General features: G+C 65.9%; 14 protein-coding genes and 1 pseudogene. 12 read left to right on the top strand and 3 right to left on the bottom strand.

What is annotated here, in order from left to right; genetic code table 11:
• The first annotated feature begins 227 nt into the window (after positions 1-227).
• The 9 genes and pseudogenes from EJ067_RS23930 (at position 228) to EJ067_RS23890 (ending at position 9,977) form a co-directional block, all read left to right on the top strand.
• Entirely contained in the window at positions 228-1,118 is an 891-nt protein-coding gene (locus EJ067_RS23930; protein WP_126087670.1) for a MurR/RpiR family transcriptional regulator, read from the top strand.
• Between the two features lie 71 nt (positions 1,119-1,189).
• Positions 1,190-1,971: pseudogene (locus EJ067_RS23925) on the top strand (SDR family oxidoreductase).
• A complete protein-coding gene (locus tag EJ067_RS23920; RefSeq protein WP_245468030.1) occupies positions 1,968-3,497 on the top strand; it encodes a mannitol dehydrogenase family protein in 1,530 nt (509 codons plus the stop codon). The pseudogene EJ067_RS23925 and the gene EJ067_RS23920 overlap by 4 nt, the downstream one beginning before the upstream one ends.
• 19 nt (positions 3,498-3,516) lie before the next feature.
• The gene (locus EJ067_RS23915) at positions 3,517-4,428 is read left to right on the top strand and encodes a sugar phosphate isomerase/epimerase (RefSeq protein ID WP_126087668.1); all 912 of its coding nucleotides are present in this window, start codon (positions 3,517-3,519) and stop codon (positions 4,426-4,428) included.
• A gap of 72 nt (positions 4,429-4,500) precedes the next feature.
• Positions 4,501-5,550 (top strand): ABC transporter substrate-binding protein, encoded by a 1,050-nt coding sequence (locus tag EJ067_RS23910; protein WP_126087667.1) that lies wholly within the window; start codon positions 4,501-4,503, stop codon positions 5,548-5,550.
• Positions 5,551-5,652: 102 nt separating this feature from the next.
• Complete coding sequence (locus tag EJ067_RS23905) at positions 5,653-7,200, top strand: sugar ABC transporter ATP-binding protein (RefSeq protein WP_126087666.1); 1,548 nt, start codon at positions 5,653-5,655, stop codon at positions 7,198-7,200.
• Positions 7,197-8,183, top strand: coding sequence for an ABC transporter permease (locus EJ067_RS23900; protein WP_126087665.1), 987 nt, complete (start codon positions 7,197-7,199; stop codon positions 8,181-8,183). The genes EJ067_RS23905 and EJ067_RS23900 overlap by 4 nt, the downstream gene beginning before the upstream one ends.
• Positions 8,180-9,166, top strand: coding sequence for an ABC transporter permease (locus EJ067_RS23895; RefSeq protein ID WP_126087664.1), 987 nt, complete (start codon positions 8,180-8,182; stop codon positions 9,164-9,166). Before EJ067_RS23900 ends, EJ067_RS23895 begins: the two co-directional genes overlap by 4 nt.
• Positions 9,167-9,254: 88 nt before the next feature.
• On the top strand, positions 9,255-9,977 hold the full coding sequence (locus tag EJ067_RS23890; protein WP_292329669.1) for a Crp/Fnr family transcriptional regulator: 723 nt from the start codon (positions 9,255-9,257) through the stop codon (positions 9,975-9,977).
• 57 nt (positions 9,978-10,034) lie between these two features.
• Here EJ067_RS23890 and EJ067_RS23885 read toward each other — a convergent pair whose 3' ends face one another.
• On the bottom strand, positions 10,035-11,528 hold the full coding sequence (locus EJ067_RS23885; protein ID WP_126087662.1) for an ATP-binding protein: 1,494 nt from the start codon (positions 11,526-11,528) through the stop codon (positions 10,035-10,037).
• A 217-nt stretch (positions 11,529-11,745) separates the two neighbouring features.
• Between EJ067_RS23885 and EJ067_RS23880 the strand changes: the two genes are divergently transcribed.
• Positions 11,746-12,000 (top strand): hypothetical protein, encoded by a 255-nt coding sequence (locus tag EJ067_RS23880; RefSeq protein ID WP_126087661.1) that lies wholly within the window; start codon positions 11,746-11,748, stop codon positions 11,998-12,000.
• 182 nt (positions 12,001-12,182) lie between these two features.
• Here the strand turns inward: EJ067_RS23880 and EJ067_RS23875 are convergent, their stop codons facing one another.
• Positions 12,183-12,668, bottom strand: a complete 486-nt coding sequence (locus EJ067_RS23875; RefSeq protein WP_126087660.1) for a hypothetical protein — start codon at positions 12,666-12,668, stop codon at positions 12,183-12,185.
• 184 nt (positions 12,669-12,852) lie between these two features.
• Between EJ067_RS23875 and EJ067_RS23870 the strand changes: the two genes are divergently transcribed.
• Both EJ067_RS23870 and EJ067_RS23865 read left to right on the top strand, forming a co-directional pair.
• Positions 12,853-13,218 carry a RidA family protein gene (locus tag EJ067_RS23870; RefSeq protein WP_126087659.1) on the top strand — a complete coding sequence of 122 codons (366 nt, stop codon included), beginning with the start codon at positions 12,853-12,855 and terminating at the stop codon, positions 13,216-13,218.
• Between the two features lie 27 nt (positions 13,219-13,245).
• Positions 13,246-14,481 carry an amidohydrolase/deacetylase family metallohydrolase gene (locus EJ067_RS23865; RefSeq protein WP_126087658.1) on the top strand — a complete coding sequence of 412 codons (1,236 nt, stop codon included), beginning with the start codon at positions 13,246-13,248 and terminating at the stop codon, positions 14,479-14,481.
• A 206-nt stretch (positions 14,482-14,687) separates the two neighbouring features.
• Here the strand turns inward: EJ067_RS23865 and EJ067_RS23860 are convergent, their stop codons facing one another.
• Positions 14,688-16,478 carry an NAD(P)/FAD-dependent oxidoreductase gene (locus tag EJ067_RS23860; RefSeq protein WP_126087657.1) on the bottom strand — a complete coding sequence of 597 codons (1,791 nt, stop codon included), beginning with the start codon at positions 16,476-16,478 and terminating at the stop codon, positions 14,688-14,690.
• Positions 16,479-16,754: the final 276 nt, after the last annotated feature.

Raw genomic sequence — 16,754 nt, 5'->3', positions numbered from 1 at the left:
ATAGGAGGCTCCTCGCCGGTTTCGAACAGATTTTCCAAATTTTGTTTTGTAAAACGATCGTGCCGCACTAGCCTTGCGCGAAAACCGAGGTTTTGGGCAATGGAAGCAGGACAATCGTTTCAGGTTTTGAACTCGCCCCTTTTTCCGGGCGTCGGCTTCAACGAAAGGTGGTCTCCGCTACAAATTGGGTTGCCTTCATACGCCGTGGCTCAAACCCGGCCCATCCCATGAGCGGCGCGCGCATTTCATCTGGCCGGGCCGGTGCCGGCGACAGCGCTCCCCGCAAACAGGGCCGCTCGCTCGCGGCGCTTGGCTACACCAAGCCGCAGACCTATGAGGAGCTGCGCGCCGTGCTCTCTTCCGGAACCGTATATTTCCCGAAGCGGCTGCGCCAGGTCGCTATCTTCCTGTGGCAGCATCCGAGCGCCGTGGCGCTTGGCACCATCGCCCAGGTGGCCGACCAGGCCGGCGTGCAGCCCTCGACCCTGGTGCGCTTCGCACAGATCTTCGGCTATGCCGGCTTTTCCGATTTTCAGGGCCTGTTCAAGGATCATATGAAAGGCTCCTGGCCGGAACGCACGGACGCCGAACGCCCGGCAGAACCCAATGCCGACCTGCATTTCCTCAACGGCATGGTCGGCGCCTCGCAGACCTCGCTCGGCCGCATCGGCAGCGGCTTCGACATCGACAGCTTCGAGAAAATGGCCGACCTGCTTGCAAGAGCCGAGCTGATCTATGTCATCGGCAGCAAGCGCGCCTTCCCCGTCACCACCTATCTGTCGCTGACGCTGTCGCAGCAGGGCGTGCGCAACGTGCTGGTCGACAATGTCGGCTCGACCGCGCTCGACCAGGTCGGCTGCATCGGTCCCCGCGACGCGGTGCTTGCCGTCTCCTTCAGCCCCTACAATTCGATCACGCCGGACCTGGTCGCCGTCGCGCATGAGCGCAAGGCGCGCATCGTCACCATCACCGACAGCACTTTCTCGCCACTGGTGAAGCTCTCCGACACCTGGCTGGAAGTGGTGGAACAGGATTTCGCCGGCTTCCGTTCGCTGGCCGCGACGCTCGCCGTCGGCATGGCCTTGGTCCACGGCGTCGTCACCCGCCGGACAGGCTGACGGCCGCGATTGACTACCGGGAACTATCGTTCCATATTTGAAAAAATAGAAACTTTATTCCGGGAGGAGGAATGGAGGTTCGGCTCGCCGGCAAGGTGGTGCTGGTCACCGGCGCGACGCAAGGCATTGGCCGCGCGATCGCCGAGATTGCCGCGCGTTCGGGCGCGGAAGGTCTGCTGGTCACCGGCCGCAACCAGCAACGTGGCGACGCTGTCGCGGCCGAACTGGCGGCCCTGGGCACGCCTGCCGCGTTCGTCGCCGCCGACCTCGGCGACCCGGAGACCCCGGCGCAGCTCGCCCGGACCTGTATCGAGCGTTTCGGCCGCATCGACGGCCTGGTCAACGCAGGGGCTCTGACCGACCGCGCCTCCTTCGTCGACGCCGGCCTCGACGATTGGGAACCATTATTCGCCGTCAACGCACGCGCGCCCTTTTTCCTGATGCAGGCGGCCATCGCCGACATGCGGAAGCGCGGCGAAGGCGGCGCCATCGTCAACATCCTGTCGATCAACGCGCATTGCGGCGCGCCGGAGCTCGCCGTCTATTCCGCCACCAAGGGCGCGCTGGCGACGCTGACCAAGAACGCCGCCAACGCGCATCGCTTCGACCGCATCCGCGTCAACGGCATCAATGTCGGCTGGACCGACACCCCGGCCGAACGCGTCATGCAGGCCGAGACGCTGGGCCATGGCCCGGGCTGGCTCGACGCCGCCAACGCGACGCAACCCTTCGGCAGGCTGTTCTCGGTCAACGACATCGCAGCCTCGCCGTCTTCCTGCTCTCCGATGCCGCCGGCCCGATGACAGGCGCGCTGATCGACCAGGAGCAATGGGTGATCGGAGCGAACCGGTGAGCGCTGCCGAGAGCCTTGGACCAGCCCTGCTCGGCCGCTTGCCGTCGGAGGTAAGAAAGCCGGCTTACGATCGCTCGGCGCTGCGTCCAGGCATCGCGCATATCGGCGTCGGCGCATTCCATCGCTGCCATCAGGCCGAATACACCGACGATCTTCTGGCGAAGGATTTCGACCGCTGGGGACTTGTCGGCATCAACATCCGCCCGCCTTTGCTTGGCCAGACGCTTGGCCGGCAAGGCGGTCTCTACACGCGGCTGATCCGCCAGAACGACGAGGTCGAGGCGCGCGTCATCGGCGGCATCGTGCGTGTAGTCGACAGCCAGGAAAGTGCGGCGCCGGCGCTCGAAGTGCTTTCCTCGCCCGAGATCGAAATGGTCACCATGACGGTGACCGAGAAGGGCTATTGCCACATCCCGTCGAGCGGCGCGCTCGACCTCGACCACCCCGACATCGTCCACGATCTAGCCAACCCGCAAGCGCCGCGCAGCGTGCCCGGCATCCTGGCACGGGCGCTTGAGCTGCGCATGGCCTCGCATGGCCGGCCGATGACGCTGCTGTCCTGCGACAACATCCCGGCCAACGGCATCATTCTCGGCAATGTCGTACGTGCAATCGCCGAGCGGCGCGGCAGCGGGCTGGCGGACTGGATCGCCGCCAATGTCGCCTTCCCGTCGGCCATGGTCGACCGTATCGCGCCCGCCACGACCGGGGCCGATATCGACACGGTCGAAGAGCGTTTCGGCTATCGCGACAGCGCCGTCGTCGTCGGCGAGCGGTTCCGCCAATGGGTGATCGAGAACCGCTTCGCCGGCCGCGCGCCGCGCTGGGACCGTGTCGGCGCCGTCTTCGTCGACGACGTCACCCCGTTCGAGCATCTCAAGATGCGGGTGCTGAACGGGGCCCAGACGACGCTTGCCCATCTCGGCGTGCTCGGCGGCTTCGAGCATACATCGGACGCCATGGCCGATCCGGTTCTTGCCGCTTTCGTCCGCCGCATGCTGAGCGAAGAGACGCTGCCGACGCTGATGCCGGTCCCCGGCATCTCGCCGCCGGCCTATGTCGAGCAAAGCCTTGCCCGCCTTACCAACACGGCGATCCGCCACCGCAACCACCAGATCGCCACCGACGGCTCGCAGAAGGTCGTGCAGCGCCTGCTCAACCCGATCCGCGACCGCCTGGCCAAGGGCGAGAGCATCGCCCTTCTCTCGGTGCCCGTCGCCGGCTGGATGGCCTACCTGGTCAAGGCTTCCGCGCGCTTCGGCCGCGCCTGGCGGGTGTGCGATCCCTTTGCCGAAAGGATCGCGGCCATCGCCGACCGCGTCGGTTCGGACAGCCAGGCTCTTGCCGATGCGATCCTCGCCATCGACGCCATCTTCGATCCTGCCTTAGCCGCCAGCAGCGAGTTCCGCGCGCACGTCATCGCCGGCCTCGAGGGCCTGCTTTCGAACGATGCGATGGGCTTTGTCGGACAAGCCTGCATTGTGCCAACAGATGCGCGGTTGAAGCAGCCGGCGCGATCTGCATAGTTAGGAGCCGGGAGGGACCATGAAGCTTGGACTGCTCACCGCGCCGTTTCCGGATGCGCCGCTCGGCGAGGTCGCCGACTGGGCGCGTTCGGCCGGCTTCGAGGCGCTCGAGGTCGCCTGCTGGCCGAAGGCCTCCGGCGCCAGCCGCCGCTACGCCGGCACCAGCCATATCGATGTGGACATCCCGGCCGCTGAGGCCAAGGACATCGCCGCCGAGCTCGTCGGCAAGGGCCTGACGATCTCCGGCCTCGGCTTCTACCCCAATCCGCTGCATCCCGATCAGGCGCATCGCGAGGCGGTGATCGATCACCTGAAGAAGGTGATCGTGCTGGCGAGCCGCATGGGCGTCTCGCTGGTCAACACTTTCTGTGGTGGCGACGCCTCGAAGACCGTCGACGCCAATTGGGAAGAGGCGCAAAAGGTCTGGCCTGAAATCATCGCTCACGCCCGCGAGCACGGCGTGAAACTCGCCTTCGAGAACTGCCCGATGATCTTCAGCTATGACGAGTGGCCGGGCGGGCACAACATCGCCTACTCGCCCTATGTCTGGCGCCGTATCCTGGAGGCCTGGGGCGGCGATGTCGGCATGAATTTCGACCCCTCGCATCTCGTCTGGCAGATGATCGACAAGGAGCGCTTCATCCGCGAGTTCGGCCCGCACATGCTGCATGTCCACGCCAAGGACCTGATGATTGATCATGATGGTTTGTACGAGCGCGGAATCCTTTCGGCCGGCATAGGCTGGCAGGTGCCGCGCATGCCGGGGCTGGGCGATATCAACTGGAGCACCATCTTTTCGGGTCTCTATAGGGCTGGATATGACGGGCCGGTGATCATCGAGCACGAGGACCGCCGGTTCGAGGGGAGCGACGACAAGGTGAAGCGCGGTTTTCTGCTAGCCCGCGACGTGCTGCGTCCCTTCGTCAAATGAAATGACGGCTTGGCTCCGATCGCGTTGGAGCCGTTGAACTGCAACTGACAGTCACTGTGGAGGAGTACTGATATGAAGAAATACCTGACCATGGGCCCGCTACCCATGATTCCACTACTTGCAGGTGCTGCCTTGCTTGCCTCGGTGGGCGTCTCGTCCGCCGAAGGCAAATACACGATCGGCATTTCCAACACCGTGCAGGGCAATGGCTGGCGCGAGGAGATGATCTGCGCCATGAAGGCGCAGGCGCTTGCCTCTGGCGAGGTGGCGAAGCTCAACATCGCCCACCGCAATACCGACGCCGCCGGTCAGCTCGAGGACATCCGCAACCTGATCAGCGCCAAGGTCAACGCCATCGTCGTCAACCCGGCCGACCCGGCGGGCATCAAGGCCGGCCTGGAGGAAGCCACCAAGGCCGGCATCGTCGTCGTCGCCGTCGACCAGGCGGTGACCGAGCCGTCCGCCTACATCATCTCCAACAACCAGGAGCAATATGCCTATCTCGGCGCCAAGTGGCTGTTCCAGCAGATGGGCGGCAAGGGCGAGGTGCTTTACATGCGCGGCGCCGCCGGCGCCTCGGCCGACAGCGACCGCGACAAGGGCTTCAAGAAGGCGCTGGCCGAATTCCCGGATGTCAAGGTCGCGCAGGAGGTGTTCACCGGCTGGCAGCAGGATCAAGGCAAGCAGCAGATCCTGTCCTTCCTCGCCACGGGAGCGCCGATCAACGGCATCTGGACCTCCGGCATCGACAACGTCATCGTCGACGCGCTGGTCGAGCAGCAGGCGCCGATGGTGCCGGTTGTCGGCGCCGACAACGCCGGCTTTGTCGGCCAGCTGAACTCGGTCAAGGACCTGGTCGGCGCGGCCGTCACCAACCCCGGCTCGATAGGCGGCGCCGGCATCACGCTGGCGCTGCAGATCCTGGACGGCAAGAAGCCGGCGCAGCAGACCGTTCTGGTCGAGCCGCAGCTCTGGGAGAACGCCACCGACGAGGGCAAGGCCAAGCTGAAGGCCGCCGCCGATCCGTCGCTCAGCCCCGAGTGGCCGGTCTCAATCTCGATCCCGGATTGGACCACTTACACCAAGGACCAGATCGTCGCCTGCAAGGGCCCGGGCGAATAAACGCCTGATCTGAAACGGAAGCGCGAGGGCGCCGGACTAAGGTCTGGCGTCCTTGCCATTTGATTTGGCACGCATAATTTGAGCCGTTGGACCGAGAACGTTTTGACCGTCAACCCTCTCCTCGACGCCACCGGCGTCGCGAAAAATTATGGCGCGGTGGCCGCGCTGCGCAATGCGTCGCTGTCGGTGCTGCCGGGCGAAGTTCACGCATTGATGGGCGCCAACGGGGCCGGCAAGTCGACGCTGGTGAAGATTCTGACCGGCGCCATCCGCTCGGACGCCGGCCGCATCCTGATCCGCGGCGAGGTCCGCGACGTGCGCTCGCCCGCCGCCGCCCGCCGTGCCGGGCTGCTGCCGGTCTATCAGGAGCCGGCGCTGATCCCCGACCTCGATGTGCTTTCCAACCTGCGGCTGACCGGCACGCCGGTCGAGCCGTTCCGCGGCTGGGTGCGCGAGCTCGGCATCCCCAATCTCGATATTCGCGAGACCGCGCGTGACATTCCGCTGGCCGTGCTGCGCGTGCTCGATCTGGCGCGCGCGCTCGCCGTCGAACCCGACGTGCTGCTGCTCGACGAGATGACGGCGGCGCTCCCCGCCAACCTCGCCGAAAAGGTGCTGGAAGTCGTGCGCCGCCAGGGCGACAGCGGCCGCTCGGTCATCTTCATCTCGCACCGCTTCGTCGAGATTTCCGCGCTCTGCGACCGCGCCACGGTGCTGCGCGACGGCGCCACCGTCGGCGTCGTCGACATCGAGCCGGGCATCGAGGAAAAGATCGTCGAGATGATGCTCGGCGCCCGCATCGAAAAGACCAGCGTCGCCGCCGCCAGGATGGCAAGCGAGGCGTCATCCCTGCAGCACAGCCATCCTCGGCTTGTCGTGCGCAACCTTCGGCTCGGCACCAAGCTCAACGACGTCTCCTTCGATCTCGCCAATGGTGAGGTGGCGGGCGTCGTTGCGCTCGAGGGCCAGGGCCAGGACGAGCTCTTCGCCGCGCTTGCCGGCTCGATCCGGCCGGCCGACGGCACGATCGAGGTCGACGGCGCGCCGATGAAGTTTTCGCATCCGAGCGACGCTATCCAAGCCGGCATCGCCTATGTCCCGGGCGACCGCACCGAGGCTTTAGCCATGCAGCGCTCGGTGCGCGAGAACATCGCGCTGCCCTTCAGCGCGGCGCTCCGCAAATGGGGGCCGATCCGGGTGCAGCGGGAACGCATGGTGGTTTCCAGCGCCATCGGCCGGCTGCAGATCGACACCCGTGCGCAGGGCGAGGTACAGCGGCTTTCCGGCGGCAACCAGCAGAAGGTGACCATCGCCCGCTGGATCGCGGCGGATGCCCGCACCATCCTCTGCTTCGACCCGACGCGCGGCATCGATGTCGGCACCAAGCAGGAGATCTACAAATTACTGCGCGAGCTTGCCGGCCTCGGCAAGTCGGTCCTCTTCTACACATCCGAGCTGGAGGAGGTGCAGCGGGTCTGCGACCGCGTCATCGTCATCTTCGGCGGTCGCGTCGTCGACACTTTCCCAGTCGAGCTGGCCGACGAGCCGGCGCTGATGCGGGCGGCCTACGGCCTGCCGCGCGGCGCCAGGGAGGATGTCGGCATCCTTGCCGATGTCAGGCCCGCTTCCGATACGGAGGCCGCGCCATGATGCGCTTCCTGCGCCGCCAGGGCTGGGTCGCCGGCCTGCTCGCCTTGCTCATCTTCCTGTTCGTCATCACCAGGCTGATCCAGCCGGGCTACGGCAGCGGCGACTTCGGCTCGCTGGCGCGGGCAGTTCTGCCCTACGCCTTTGCAGTTGCCGCGCAGACCGTCGTCGTCATCGCCGGCGGCATCGACCTCTCCGTCGCCGCCATGATGGCGCTGACCAGCGTCACCGCCGCCTCGATGATGAGCGGCGCCAGCGAGGAATATGCCTTCTTCGTCGTGCCCTTCGTGCTGGCCATGGGGCTGGTGCTCGGCGCGCTGAACGGCTTGCTCATCGTCGTCACCCGCGTGCCGGATATCGTCGTCACCTTGGCCACGCTGTTCGTGCTGCAGGGGGCGGCGCTGCTGGTGCTCGACGCGCCCGGCGGCGCCGCCGCCGACTGGCTGAAGGCAACCGTCGTCGGCACCATGCCGATACCGAACGTGCCTGACAATATTGATGCCTGGGTGCCGAAGGCGCTGGTGCTGCTGCTCGTCTGCCTTTTCGTCATCTGGATCCCGCTCAGGCGCTCGCGCCTCGGCCTTTCCATCTACGCCATCGGCAGCGACGAACTCGCCGCCTTCCGCAGCGGCGTGCCGGTGGCGCGCACCAGGATCGTCGCCTATGCGCTCTCCGGCCTGTTCGCAGCGCTTGGCGGGCTGTCGCTCACCATCAGCACCGGCATCGGCGCGCCGATTCCAGGCCCTTATCTGCTCGCCAGCGTCGCCGCGGTGGTGCTGGGCGGCGTCGCGCTCGGCGGCGGCAAGGGCGGGCTGCTCGGGCCGATCATCGCCGTCTTCGTGCTCAGGCTGGTGCGCACCGACCTCACGCTTTTAGCCATTGACCCCAATGTCACCGCCATCATCGAGGGCGCCATCATGGTGGCCGTGGTGATGTTCGGCGCCTTCATCACCATCCGCGGCCGCCCGGCAGGAGCAACGCCATGAGCTCAAGCGCGACCATGCCCCAACCGGTATCGTTCGGCCGCCGACTGAAGCGCTTCATGGCGGACCGCCCGCTCATTCCGCTGGTCATACTGCTCGTCATCCTTGTCGTGTTCCTGCAGCTCCTGCGCCCCGGCATCGTCAACGAGCGCTGGATCGCCAACACGGCGAAGTTCGCCATTCCGCTGGCGATCCTCGCCGGCTGCCAGACCATGACCATGCTGACCGGCGGCATCGACCTTTCCGTCGGCACGGTGGCGACGATGAGCGCCTTCATCATGGCCACCCAGATCGTCAACCAGGATCCGGCGGTGGCGTTTGTCCTCGCCATGCTGCCGGCGGTGCTGATCGGCCTCGTCAACGGCATCGGCGTCGGCGTCTTCCGCGTCCATCCGCTGATCATGACGCTTGGCACCAGCCTGATCGGCACCGGCTTCCTGCAGGTCTACCAGCGCACCGTGATCGCCTCCGGCGCCAGGATTCCGGACTTCCTCAACTGGCTGGGCACCGGCCTCACCTATGGCTTCCCCAACGCGCTCTTCCTGTTCGTGCCGGTGGCGGCGCTGGTCGTCTTCACGCTCAATCGCACCGGCTTCGGCCGCCTGCTCTATGCCGTCGGCGACAACGAGCGCGCGGCGAGGCTTTCCGGTGTCCGCTACTGGCAGGTGATCACCGCGCTCTACGTCATCTCCAGCCTGCTCGCCGGCATCACCGGCCTGCTCTATATCGGCCTGATCAAGGCGCCGTCGCTCTCGCTCGCCGAGCCCCTCGTGCTGCCTTCGGTGGCGGCCGCCGTCATCGGCGGCACCTCGATCTTCGGCGGCCGCGGCGGCTATATGGGCACCATCGTCGGCGCGCTGATCCTGACCGTGCTGACGACGCTGCTCACCATCCTGCACATGCCCGAAGGCGGCCGCCGCATCCTCTTCGGCTTCATCGTCCTGTTCGTGACCGCGGCCTATCTGAGGATCATCGAGGACCGGTAGGAAATCAGGAGGCGGGTGCCGGCTGCGACGCCATCGCCCCCTGCCATGCGTTGCTGGCGGGCAGCGGGAACACTATAGGTGTTCCACCGTGCGCGAAGACATTCATACGAAAGGCATCCCGGTCCTCTGCGTTTCATGCGAAGCGCGGCATCGCGGCATATGCGGCGCGCTCAGCCCCGATCAATTGGTGACGCTTTCCAAGTCGACGAAACGGCACAAGGCCGAAGCCGGCAGGGAACTGGTCAGCGATGTCGGAAGCGTTGATCGCTTCTCCAACGTGCTTTCGGGTGTCGTGAAGCTGACCAAGACGCTTTCCGATGGCCGCCAGCAGATCGTCGGCCTCCAGTTCGCCCCCGACTTCCTCGGCAGACCCTTCCAGACCGAGAGCACGCTGACCGCCGAGGCCGCGACCGACGTCGAGCTGTGCTCGTTCCCGCGCCAGACGCTGGAGCGCATGATGAAGGAGCAGCCGGACCTCGAGCATCGCCTGCTCGAACAAAAGCTGCGCGAGCTCGACCAGTCGCGCGACTGGATGGTGGCGCTCGGCCGCAAGACCGCCGCCGAGAAGATCGCCAGCTTCCTTCTGATGATCGCGCGCAACATCGATCCCGCCGCAGGTCCCGAGCGCCGCGGCGCGTCTTTCGACCTGCCGCTGACGCGCGCGGAAATCGCGGATTTCCTGGGGCTCACCGTGGAGACGGTGAGCCGGCAGATCACCCGCCTGCGCGGCGAGAATGTGATCCGCGTCGAGAACAACCGTCGCGTCATGGTCGACGACATCCAGCGTCTCGCGGCACGGGCCGGCGACTGATCCCTGGCGCTGCCCCCGATGGCGACGATCCGCCGGATTCGTGCATCGGCCCGGCTGTCACGCCGCCGAGCTGTCCTGCCCTTCGGCATTCGGATCGCCCGGCGCCGTCGCCCAGGCGAGCTCGACCAGCGTCACCGTGCGCCGGCCGGCGCCGTCGATCTGGCAGACGATGAGGCCCTGTTCCTCGATGTAATCGAGCAGCCGCCGGGCACGGCGCAAGGAGTGAGATCCATAGGCCCGCGCGATCGCCGCGTCGCTCGGGCAGGGCCAGCCTTCCTTTGCCGCGCGGGCGATCATCATGAACACGCCCTGCATATCCTCGGGCAGCAGCGACGCCCGCACCGAAACGTCCCGCCAGGCATCGTCCTCGGCCATGTCGGAGCCGACGCCGGCGCGGGCGCGCGTCAGCATGCGGCGGAACTCCGAAAGGTCGGGCACGACCGACGCGAGGCCCTCGATGCGGCAGCGAACCACGAACTCCTGGTAAAGCACGCCGATGACGCGGAAACCGGCGTCGGGCTCGGCCAGGATGGCGCGCAGGATTCGGTCCATCCGCTCGCGCCGCTCGGCGAGGTCTTCGGCGCTCGGTTGCGGCTCGGCCGGTTCCGGACGGATGTCCAGCGGCGCGGCCTTGGCCGCCATCAGCTGGTCGAGCAGGTCCGGCGAGGGCCGGCGCTGCGGCCGTACCGTCTCCGGCGGCGGCGCCGCCAGGATGACCGAGCGCGCATCCTCGAGCGTTGCTTCCGGCAGCGGCATCAGCCGCGGCGTGCCGTTGCGCGGGCTCGTCTCCGTCGAGCCGATCCGCAGGCTCAGCGGGCGGCGCGACAATGCGGGCCCGAGCGCCATGAAATGGCCGCGTTCCAGGTCGCGAAACGCCTCCGCCTGCCGGCGCTCCATGCCGAGCAGGTCGGCCGCGCGCGCCATGTCGATGTCGAGGAAGGTCCGGCCCATCAGGAAGTTGGAGGCTTCCGCCGCGACGTTCTTGGCGAGCTTTGCCAGCCGCTGCGTGGCGATGATGCCGGCAAGCCCGCGCTTGCGGCCGCGGCACATCAGATTGGTCATGGCGCCGAGCGAAAGCTTGCGCGCCTCGTCGGAAACCTCGCCGGCGGCGGCCGGCGCGAAGAGCTGGGCTTCGTCGACCACCACCAGCATCGGGTACCAATGGTCGCGCGCGACTTCGAACAGGCCGCCGAGGAAGGCGGCGGCGCGCCGCATCTGGTTCTCGGCATCGAGCCCTTCGAGGTTGAGCACCGTCGAGACGCGATGAATGCGCGCCCGCTCGCCGGCCGCCTGCAGGCCGCGCTCGGTATGCTCCTCGGCATCGATCACCAGATGGCCGTAGCGCTCGCCGAGCGAGACGAAGTCGCCTTCGGGGTCGACGATGGTCTGCTGCACCCAGGGCGCGCTCTGCTCCAGCAGACGGCGCAGCAAGTGCGACTTGCCGGAGCCCGAATTGCCCTGCACCAGCAGGCGGGTTGCCAGCAGTTCCTCAAGGTCGAGGGCCGCCGGCGCGCCCGCCGTCGTCTGCCCCATCTCGATTGCAACCGTCATCTCTCGACTCGAATAGTCTCCCTGCGCGCAAGGGGCTTAGCAACCGGAACGTGATGCGTCGAGCACGGGCCATGGCCGTCGGCGCAGTGTTCCACATCTAACGGGCGAATGGCGGCAGGCTGTCGCCAGCCGCTCTGGTCCTACCACCATTTCGCTGGCGCAATCCCGCCATTGGCGTATCATCCTGTCAGGGAAGGTTCATGGCAGGAGGAGGCCGATGAACGTCGCTTCGGAAGTGCCCGTCATGGATCCGACGGTGCAAGATCTTGTTTCGTTTGCCCTTTCGAAATTTCGCGCCGGCGACACCATCTCGACCCGCGCGATGCTCGACGTCATCCGCCAGTCGGACCCCGCCTGCGAGGACAGCGACGACCACCTGGTCGAACTGATCGTCATGGCCGCCGTTGGTAAGACCATGGGCATCGTCTTCGATCATCGCTCGCCCGATGAGCGGCTGGCGCGCCTGTCCTAGGAGACCCCGAAGAACGGCCCCTGAAGCGCGTTGCGATCTTTTCAGATCCGCTCCATGCACCTTGGGTTTTGATTCTACGCATGTCTTTATCCCGAAACCGGTTCCCACTTTCGGGAGACATGCTTTTTGATTTTACGCATGTCTTTATCCCGAAACCGGTTCCCACTTTCGGGAGACATGCTTTAGCCTCCCAGCGGATGCGGCATATAGCCGACGAAGCCGGCGATCTTCCAGCGGCCGCCGACCTTGCGGCAGAAGTAGAGCGTCTGCCATTTGAGGCGGTCGACGCTGCCGTCGGCCCTGGCGACCGAACCGTCGAACTTCTTGTGCAGCACCGCCCGGTCGCCGTCGACGTCGATGTCGCGCATGTTGGTGAGGCGGAACAGCGCTTCGCGCAGCGGCTCGGCGAATCTCGTCGCGGCCGTTTCCTTGGCCTGCCGCAGCCATTCGTCGCGGTAGATTTCCAGCCTGGGGAACTGCAGCCGCCAAGCGTCGGCATTGGCAAGGAAATGCGCATGCATGCCGAAGAAGCTTTCGGCAATGAAATCGTCCTCGACCATCGACCAGTCCTGGCCGAGGAAGGCATCGATGTCGCGCCGCACCAGCATTTCCCACAGCGCATGGCGGTCGGCATCGCCTTCCGGAAACGGATTCTTGTCGAAGGTCATCGGATCACCCCTCTCTCATGCGTGATTGGCCGGCTTGGAGGGCGCAGGATGCTCAGGCTTTTGTAATAAAGCAACATGGATTTTTCGAAAAAATGTTGCTTTCCGACATTGCTCTATGGGGGGCACGCCGATAAGCGTAGACGGCTATAAGAGCGGCCCACCCGGTCGACAACAGGAGGCTCATTTGTCCAAGCAATGCTTTGGAAAGTCGCATGTCCCGCTCTCGCCAGCCGTGCGCGCCGGCGATTTCGTCTATGTCTCCGGCCAGGTGCCGGTGGGAAGCGACGGCCTCGTGGTCAAGGGTGGGATCACAGAGCAGGCCGAGCAGGTGCTGCAGAACGTCAAGGCCGCGCTGGCGCTTGCCGGCTGCACCATGGACGATGTGGTCAAGACCACCGTCTGGCTTGAGGACGCCCGCGATTTCGGCGCCTTCAACACGGTCTATGCCAGGCATTTCCCGAACGACCCGCCGGCGCGCACCACCGTCGAGTCGCGCCTAATGATCGACATCAAGATCGAGGTCGAAGCTGTAGCTTACCGGCCGGCCTGATCACGGAACGATAGCGAGGAAGCGCCGATGCAGTTCGATCTGCTGATCAAGGGCGGTCGTGTGATTGATCCGGCGTCAGGCCTCGACGCATCACGCGACGTCGCCATCGCCGATGGCCGCGTCGCCGCCATCGACGCGGCGATCGATGCCGAGGCCGCCGGTGAGGTCGTCGACGCCAGGGACTGCATCGTCACGCCGGGGCTCGTCGACCTGCACAGCCATGTCTATTGGGGCGGCACCTCGCTCGGCGTCGACGCCGACGGGCTCGCCGCCAAGAGCGGCACCACCACCTTCATCGACGCCGGCAGCGCCGGAGCCGGCAATTTCCTGGGCTTTCGCCGCCATGTCATCGAGCGTTCGAAGGTCCGCATCCTCGCCTACGTCAACATCTCCTTCGCCGGCATCTTCGGCTTCGCCGAGACCGTTTCCGTCGGCGAATGTTCCGATCTCAGGCTCTGCGAGCCGCGCGAGACGGTGGCGGCGGTGCGCGAGCACGCCGACGTCGTCGTCGGCGTCAAGGTGCGTTCCGGCAGGCATGCCGGCGGCACCAGCGGCATCGCGCCGGTCGACCTCGCGCTCGAGGCCGCCGACAAGGTCGGCCTGCCGCTGATGGCACATATCGACGAGCCGCCGCCCGGCCGCTCGGAAGTGCTGCCCAGGCTGCGCCGCGGCGATATCCTCACCCACTGCTTCCGACCGTTTCCCAACGCGCCGGTCTTCGCTTCGGGCGCGGTACGGCCGGACATGCGCCTCGCCCGCGAGCGCGGCGTCATCTTCGACATCGGCCACGGCATGGGCTCCTTCGACTTCGAGGTTGCGAAGGCGATGCTCGCCGAAGGCCTGGCGCCCGACGTCATCTCGAGCGACGTGCATCTTTACTGCGTCGACGGCCCGGCCTTCGACATCCTCGTCTGCATGTCTAAGCTCATGGCGCTCGGCATGCCGCTGGTCGAGGTGCTGCGCGCCGCGACGCAGCGCCCGGCGGAGGCAATCGCGAGGCCGGAGCTCGGCACGCTGAAGGTTGGCGGCATCGGCGATGTCGCGGTGCTCAAATTGCAGCCGGGTCGCTTCACCTTCGTCGACGCGGTCGGCGCCTCGCTGGTCGCGGACCAACGGCTGGTCTCCAACGGCATCGTCATCGGCGGCAAATGGTGGCCGAACGAAGCGCCCGACCGCAACGAGACCGAGCGCTTCGAAGCGCACGCGCATCATACGCATGTCGAGGTTGCGGCCAGGCATTTTGGCCCCTCGTCGTCATTCTAGGGCGGAGCGACGCGAAGCGGAGCGCAGACCCTAGAATCCATGCCGTGACTATCGCCGAAGAATGCGGCGGTGCAGAATGAGGCTTGCGCCGATCCCGTGAAAGAAGCCCGTTCTGGTCCGCTTGCGTACGCCACAAATGTCATGGCATGGATTCTAGGGCCTTCGCGCGTCGCTTCGCTCCTTGCTCCGCCCTAGAATGACGAACGCTAGGTTCGCGAATTGCTCGGCTCGCCGTAAACCGGCGTCGCAATCCCTTCCATGCGCGCCTTGAGCTGCATCGCCACGAACTTCGAATAGAAGCGCGACAGCGCCAGGTTGCCGCCGTGGAACCACAGCGCCGCCTGCGCCGTCGGCTTCCACATGTTGCGCAACTCGCCCTGCCACGGGCCGGGGTCGCCCTTGACGCCGGAGCCAAGGCCCCAGCACGGGCCGACCTTGTCGGCAACCTCGCGCGAGACGATCCCCGCCACCGTCTCGTTCATCGACTGGTAGCCGGTGCAGGAGATGATCGCGTCGACGGCAAGTTCGCTGCCGTCCTCGAACAGGATGCCGCTCGGCGTCAGCGACTTGATGCCGACGCCGCTCTTCACCGCGATCTCGCCGTTCAGGATCAGCTCGCAGGCGCCGACATCGATGTAGAAACCTGAACCGGTGCGATAGGCCTTCATCAAAAGCCCGGTCTCGTCCTCGCCGAAGTCGATGGCGAAGCCGCTGGCGCTGAGGCGCTCGTAGAACTCCGCGTCGCGCTCACGGATGATATCGTAGAGTGCGCGCTGACCTTTCGGCACCAGCGCGAACGGCGTCGAGGCGACGATCATGTCGGCCTTGTCGGTGGTGATGCCGCGCGCCAGCGCCTTCTCCGAAAAAATCTCGAAGCCGACTTCCATCAGCGTGTCGGACTTCACCACCGTCGTCGGCGAGCGCTGCACTATGGTGATCTTGGCGCCTGCCTCCCAGAGATCGACGCTGACATCATGGCCCGAACTTGCCGCGCCGATCACCGCGACGCGCTTGCCGCGGAACTTCTCGCCGGTGGAATACTGGCTGGAATGGAGGAGCTCGCCCGTGAAGCTGTCCGCGCCGGGGAGATCGATCTGACGCGGCGGCCCGTAGGCGCCGGTGGCGAAGACGATATGCTTCGGTTTCAGCGTGATGCGCTGGCCGACGCGGTCGACCACCACCGTCCAGACCTTTTCGGCCTCGTCATAGGCGGCGCTGACGCATTTGGTGGCGACCCAGTAGTTCAGCTCCATGACGCGGGCATACATTTCAAGCCAGTCGCCCATCTTGTCCTTGGGCGTGAAGACCGGCCAGTTCTCCGGGAACGGAATGTAGGGCAGATGGTCGTACCAGACCGGATCGTGCAGCACGAGCGAACGGTAGCGGTTGCGCCAGGAATCGCCCGCGCGCGCATTCTTCTCGACGATCAGCGTCGGAACGCCGAGCTGTCGCAGCCGGGCGCCGAGCATGATGCCGCCCTGGCCGCCGCCGATCACCAGGCAATAGGGCTGCTCGTGCACGCCAAGCTCGCGCGCCTCGCGCGCCCTCTTCTCCGCCCAGGTCTCACGCTCGGGATCGGCCTTGTGGCGGATGCCGAGCGGACGGGCCGGTCCCTTCTGCTCCTCGAAGCCCTTGAGCTCGCTCATCGCCGTGAACAGCGTGCGGCAGCGGCCGTCCCTGAGCCGCAGGATGCCCTCGCCTCGCGCCACCACCGTCTCGAAAGTGAACCAGGCCTCGATGACGCCGTCATCGACGCTTGCTTCACCGGACAGGCGCCAATGCAAGGGCTGCGCCATAGACAGCGTCGCCCCCAGCATCTCGCGGATCGCCGCCGGCCCTTCCATGGTTTTTATGTTCCAGGTGAAGGCAAGCAAATCGCGCCAGTAGCAATCCTCGATGAAAAGGTTGGTCGCCGCCTCGATGTCGCCGGCCTCGAGCGCACGGCCGAAGGTGCCGAGCCAGGTTGCCGCCTGTTGCGATGGTGCGATATCGAGCATTCTTCTTCGTTCCCCTGGATTACGCAGGTCATAGCCGCATGACTGTCGGCTTCGGTCATCGGCCAGTCCTTCCCTGCCGCCCGCTGGCCGGCTTCGCCTTCGTGCGTCCAAGTCACGTGCTTGCACGCCATCGTTTGCGACCCGCCCCAGCCGCCGTCCAGGAAAGTAGCATAGCAAGTAAGATAGCCACAGATTGATTTGCGGACTGCGCTGCTGCAGCTCGTTGACCGTCATGACCTCGAGGCGGCTTTGCTTCGCTCGAATGCTGGAACAGCC

The organism is Mesorhizobium sp. M1D.F.Ca.ET.043.01.1.1, assembly GCF_003952385.1.
Taxonomy (GTDB): domain Bacteria; phylum Pseudomonadota; class Alphaproteobacteria; order Rhizobiales; family Rhizobiaceae; genus Mesorhizobium.
Note: the sequence above shows the minus strand (reverse complement) of the source record. Positions and strands in the feature narration are given on the sequence as shown.

Bases quoted from the DNA above. Each gene is read 5' to 3' on its own strand.
- EJ067_RS23930 (WP_126087670.1), top strand. From the start codon at position 228: ATGAGCGGCGCGCGCATTTCATCTGGCCGGGCCGGTGCCGGCGACAGC.
- EJ067_RS23915 (WP_126087668.1), top strand. From the start codon at position 3,517: ATGAAGCTTGGACTGCTCACCGCGCCGTTTCCGGATGCGCCGCTCGGC.
- EJ067_RS23910 (WP_126087667.1), top strand. From the start codon at position 4,501: ATGAAGAAATACCTGACCATGGGCCCGCTACCCATGATTCCACTACTT.
- EJ067_RS23900 (WP_126087665.1), top strand. From the start codon at position 7,197: ATGATGCGCTTCCTGCGCCGCCAGGGCTGGGTCGCCGGCCTGCTCGCC.
- EJ067_RS23895 (WP_126087664.1), top strand. From the start codon at position 8,180: ATGAGCTCAAGCGCGACCATGCCCCAACCGGTATCGTTCGGCCGCCGA.
- EJ067_RS23885 (WP_126087662.1), bottom strand. From the start codon at position 11,528: ATGACGGTTGCAATCGAGATGGGGCAGACGACGGCGGGCGCGCCGGCG.
- EJ067_RS23880 (WP_126087661.1), top strand. From the start codon at position 11,746: ATGAACGTCGCTTCGGAAGTGCCCGTCATGGATCCGACGGTGCAAGAT.
- EJ067_RS23875 (WP_126087660.1), bottom strand. From the start codon at position 12,668: ATGACCTTCGACAAGAATCCGTTTCCGGAAGGCGATGCCGACCGCCAT.
- EJ067_RS23865 (WP_126087658.1), top strand. From the start codon at position 13,246: ATGCAGTTCGATCTGCTGATCAAGGGCGGTCGTGTGATTGATCCGGCG.
- EJ067_RS23860 (WP_126087657.1), bottom strand. From the start codon at position 16,478: ATGCTCGATATCGCACCATCGCAACAGGCGGCAACCTGGCTCGGCACC.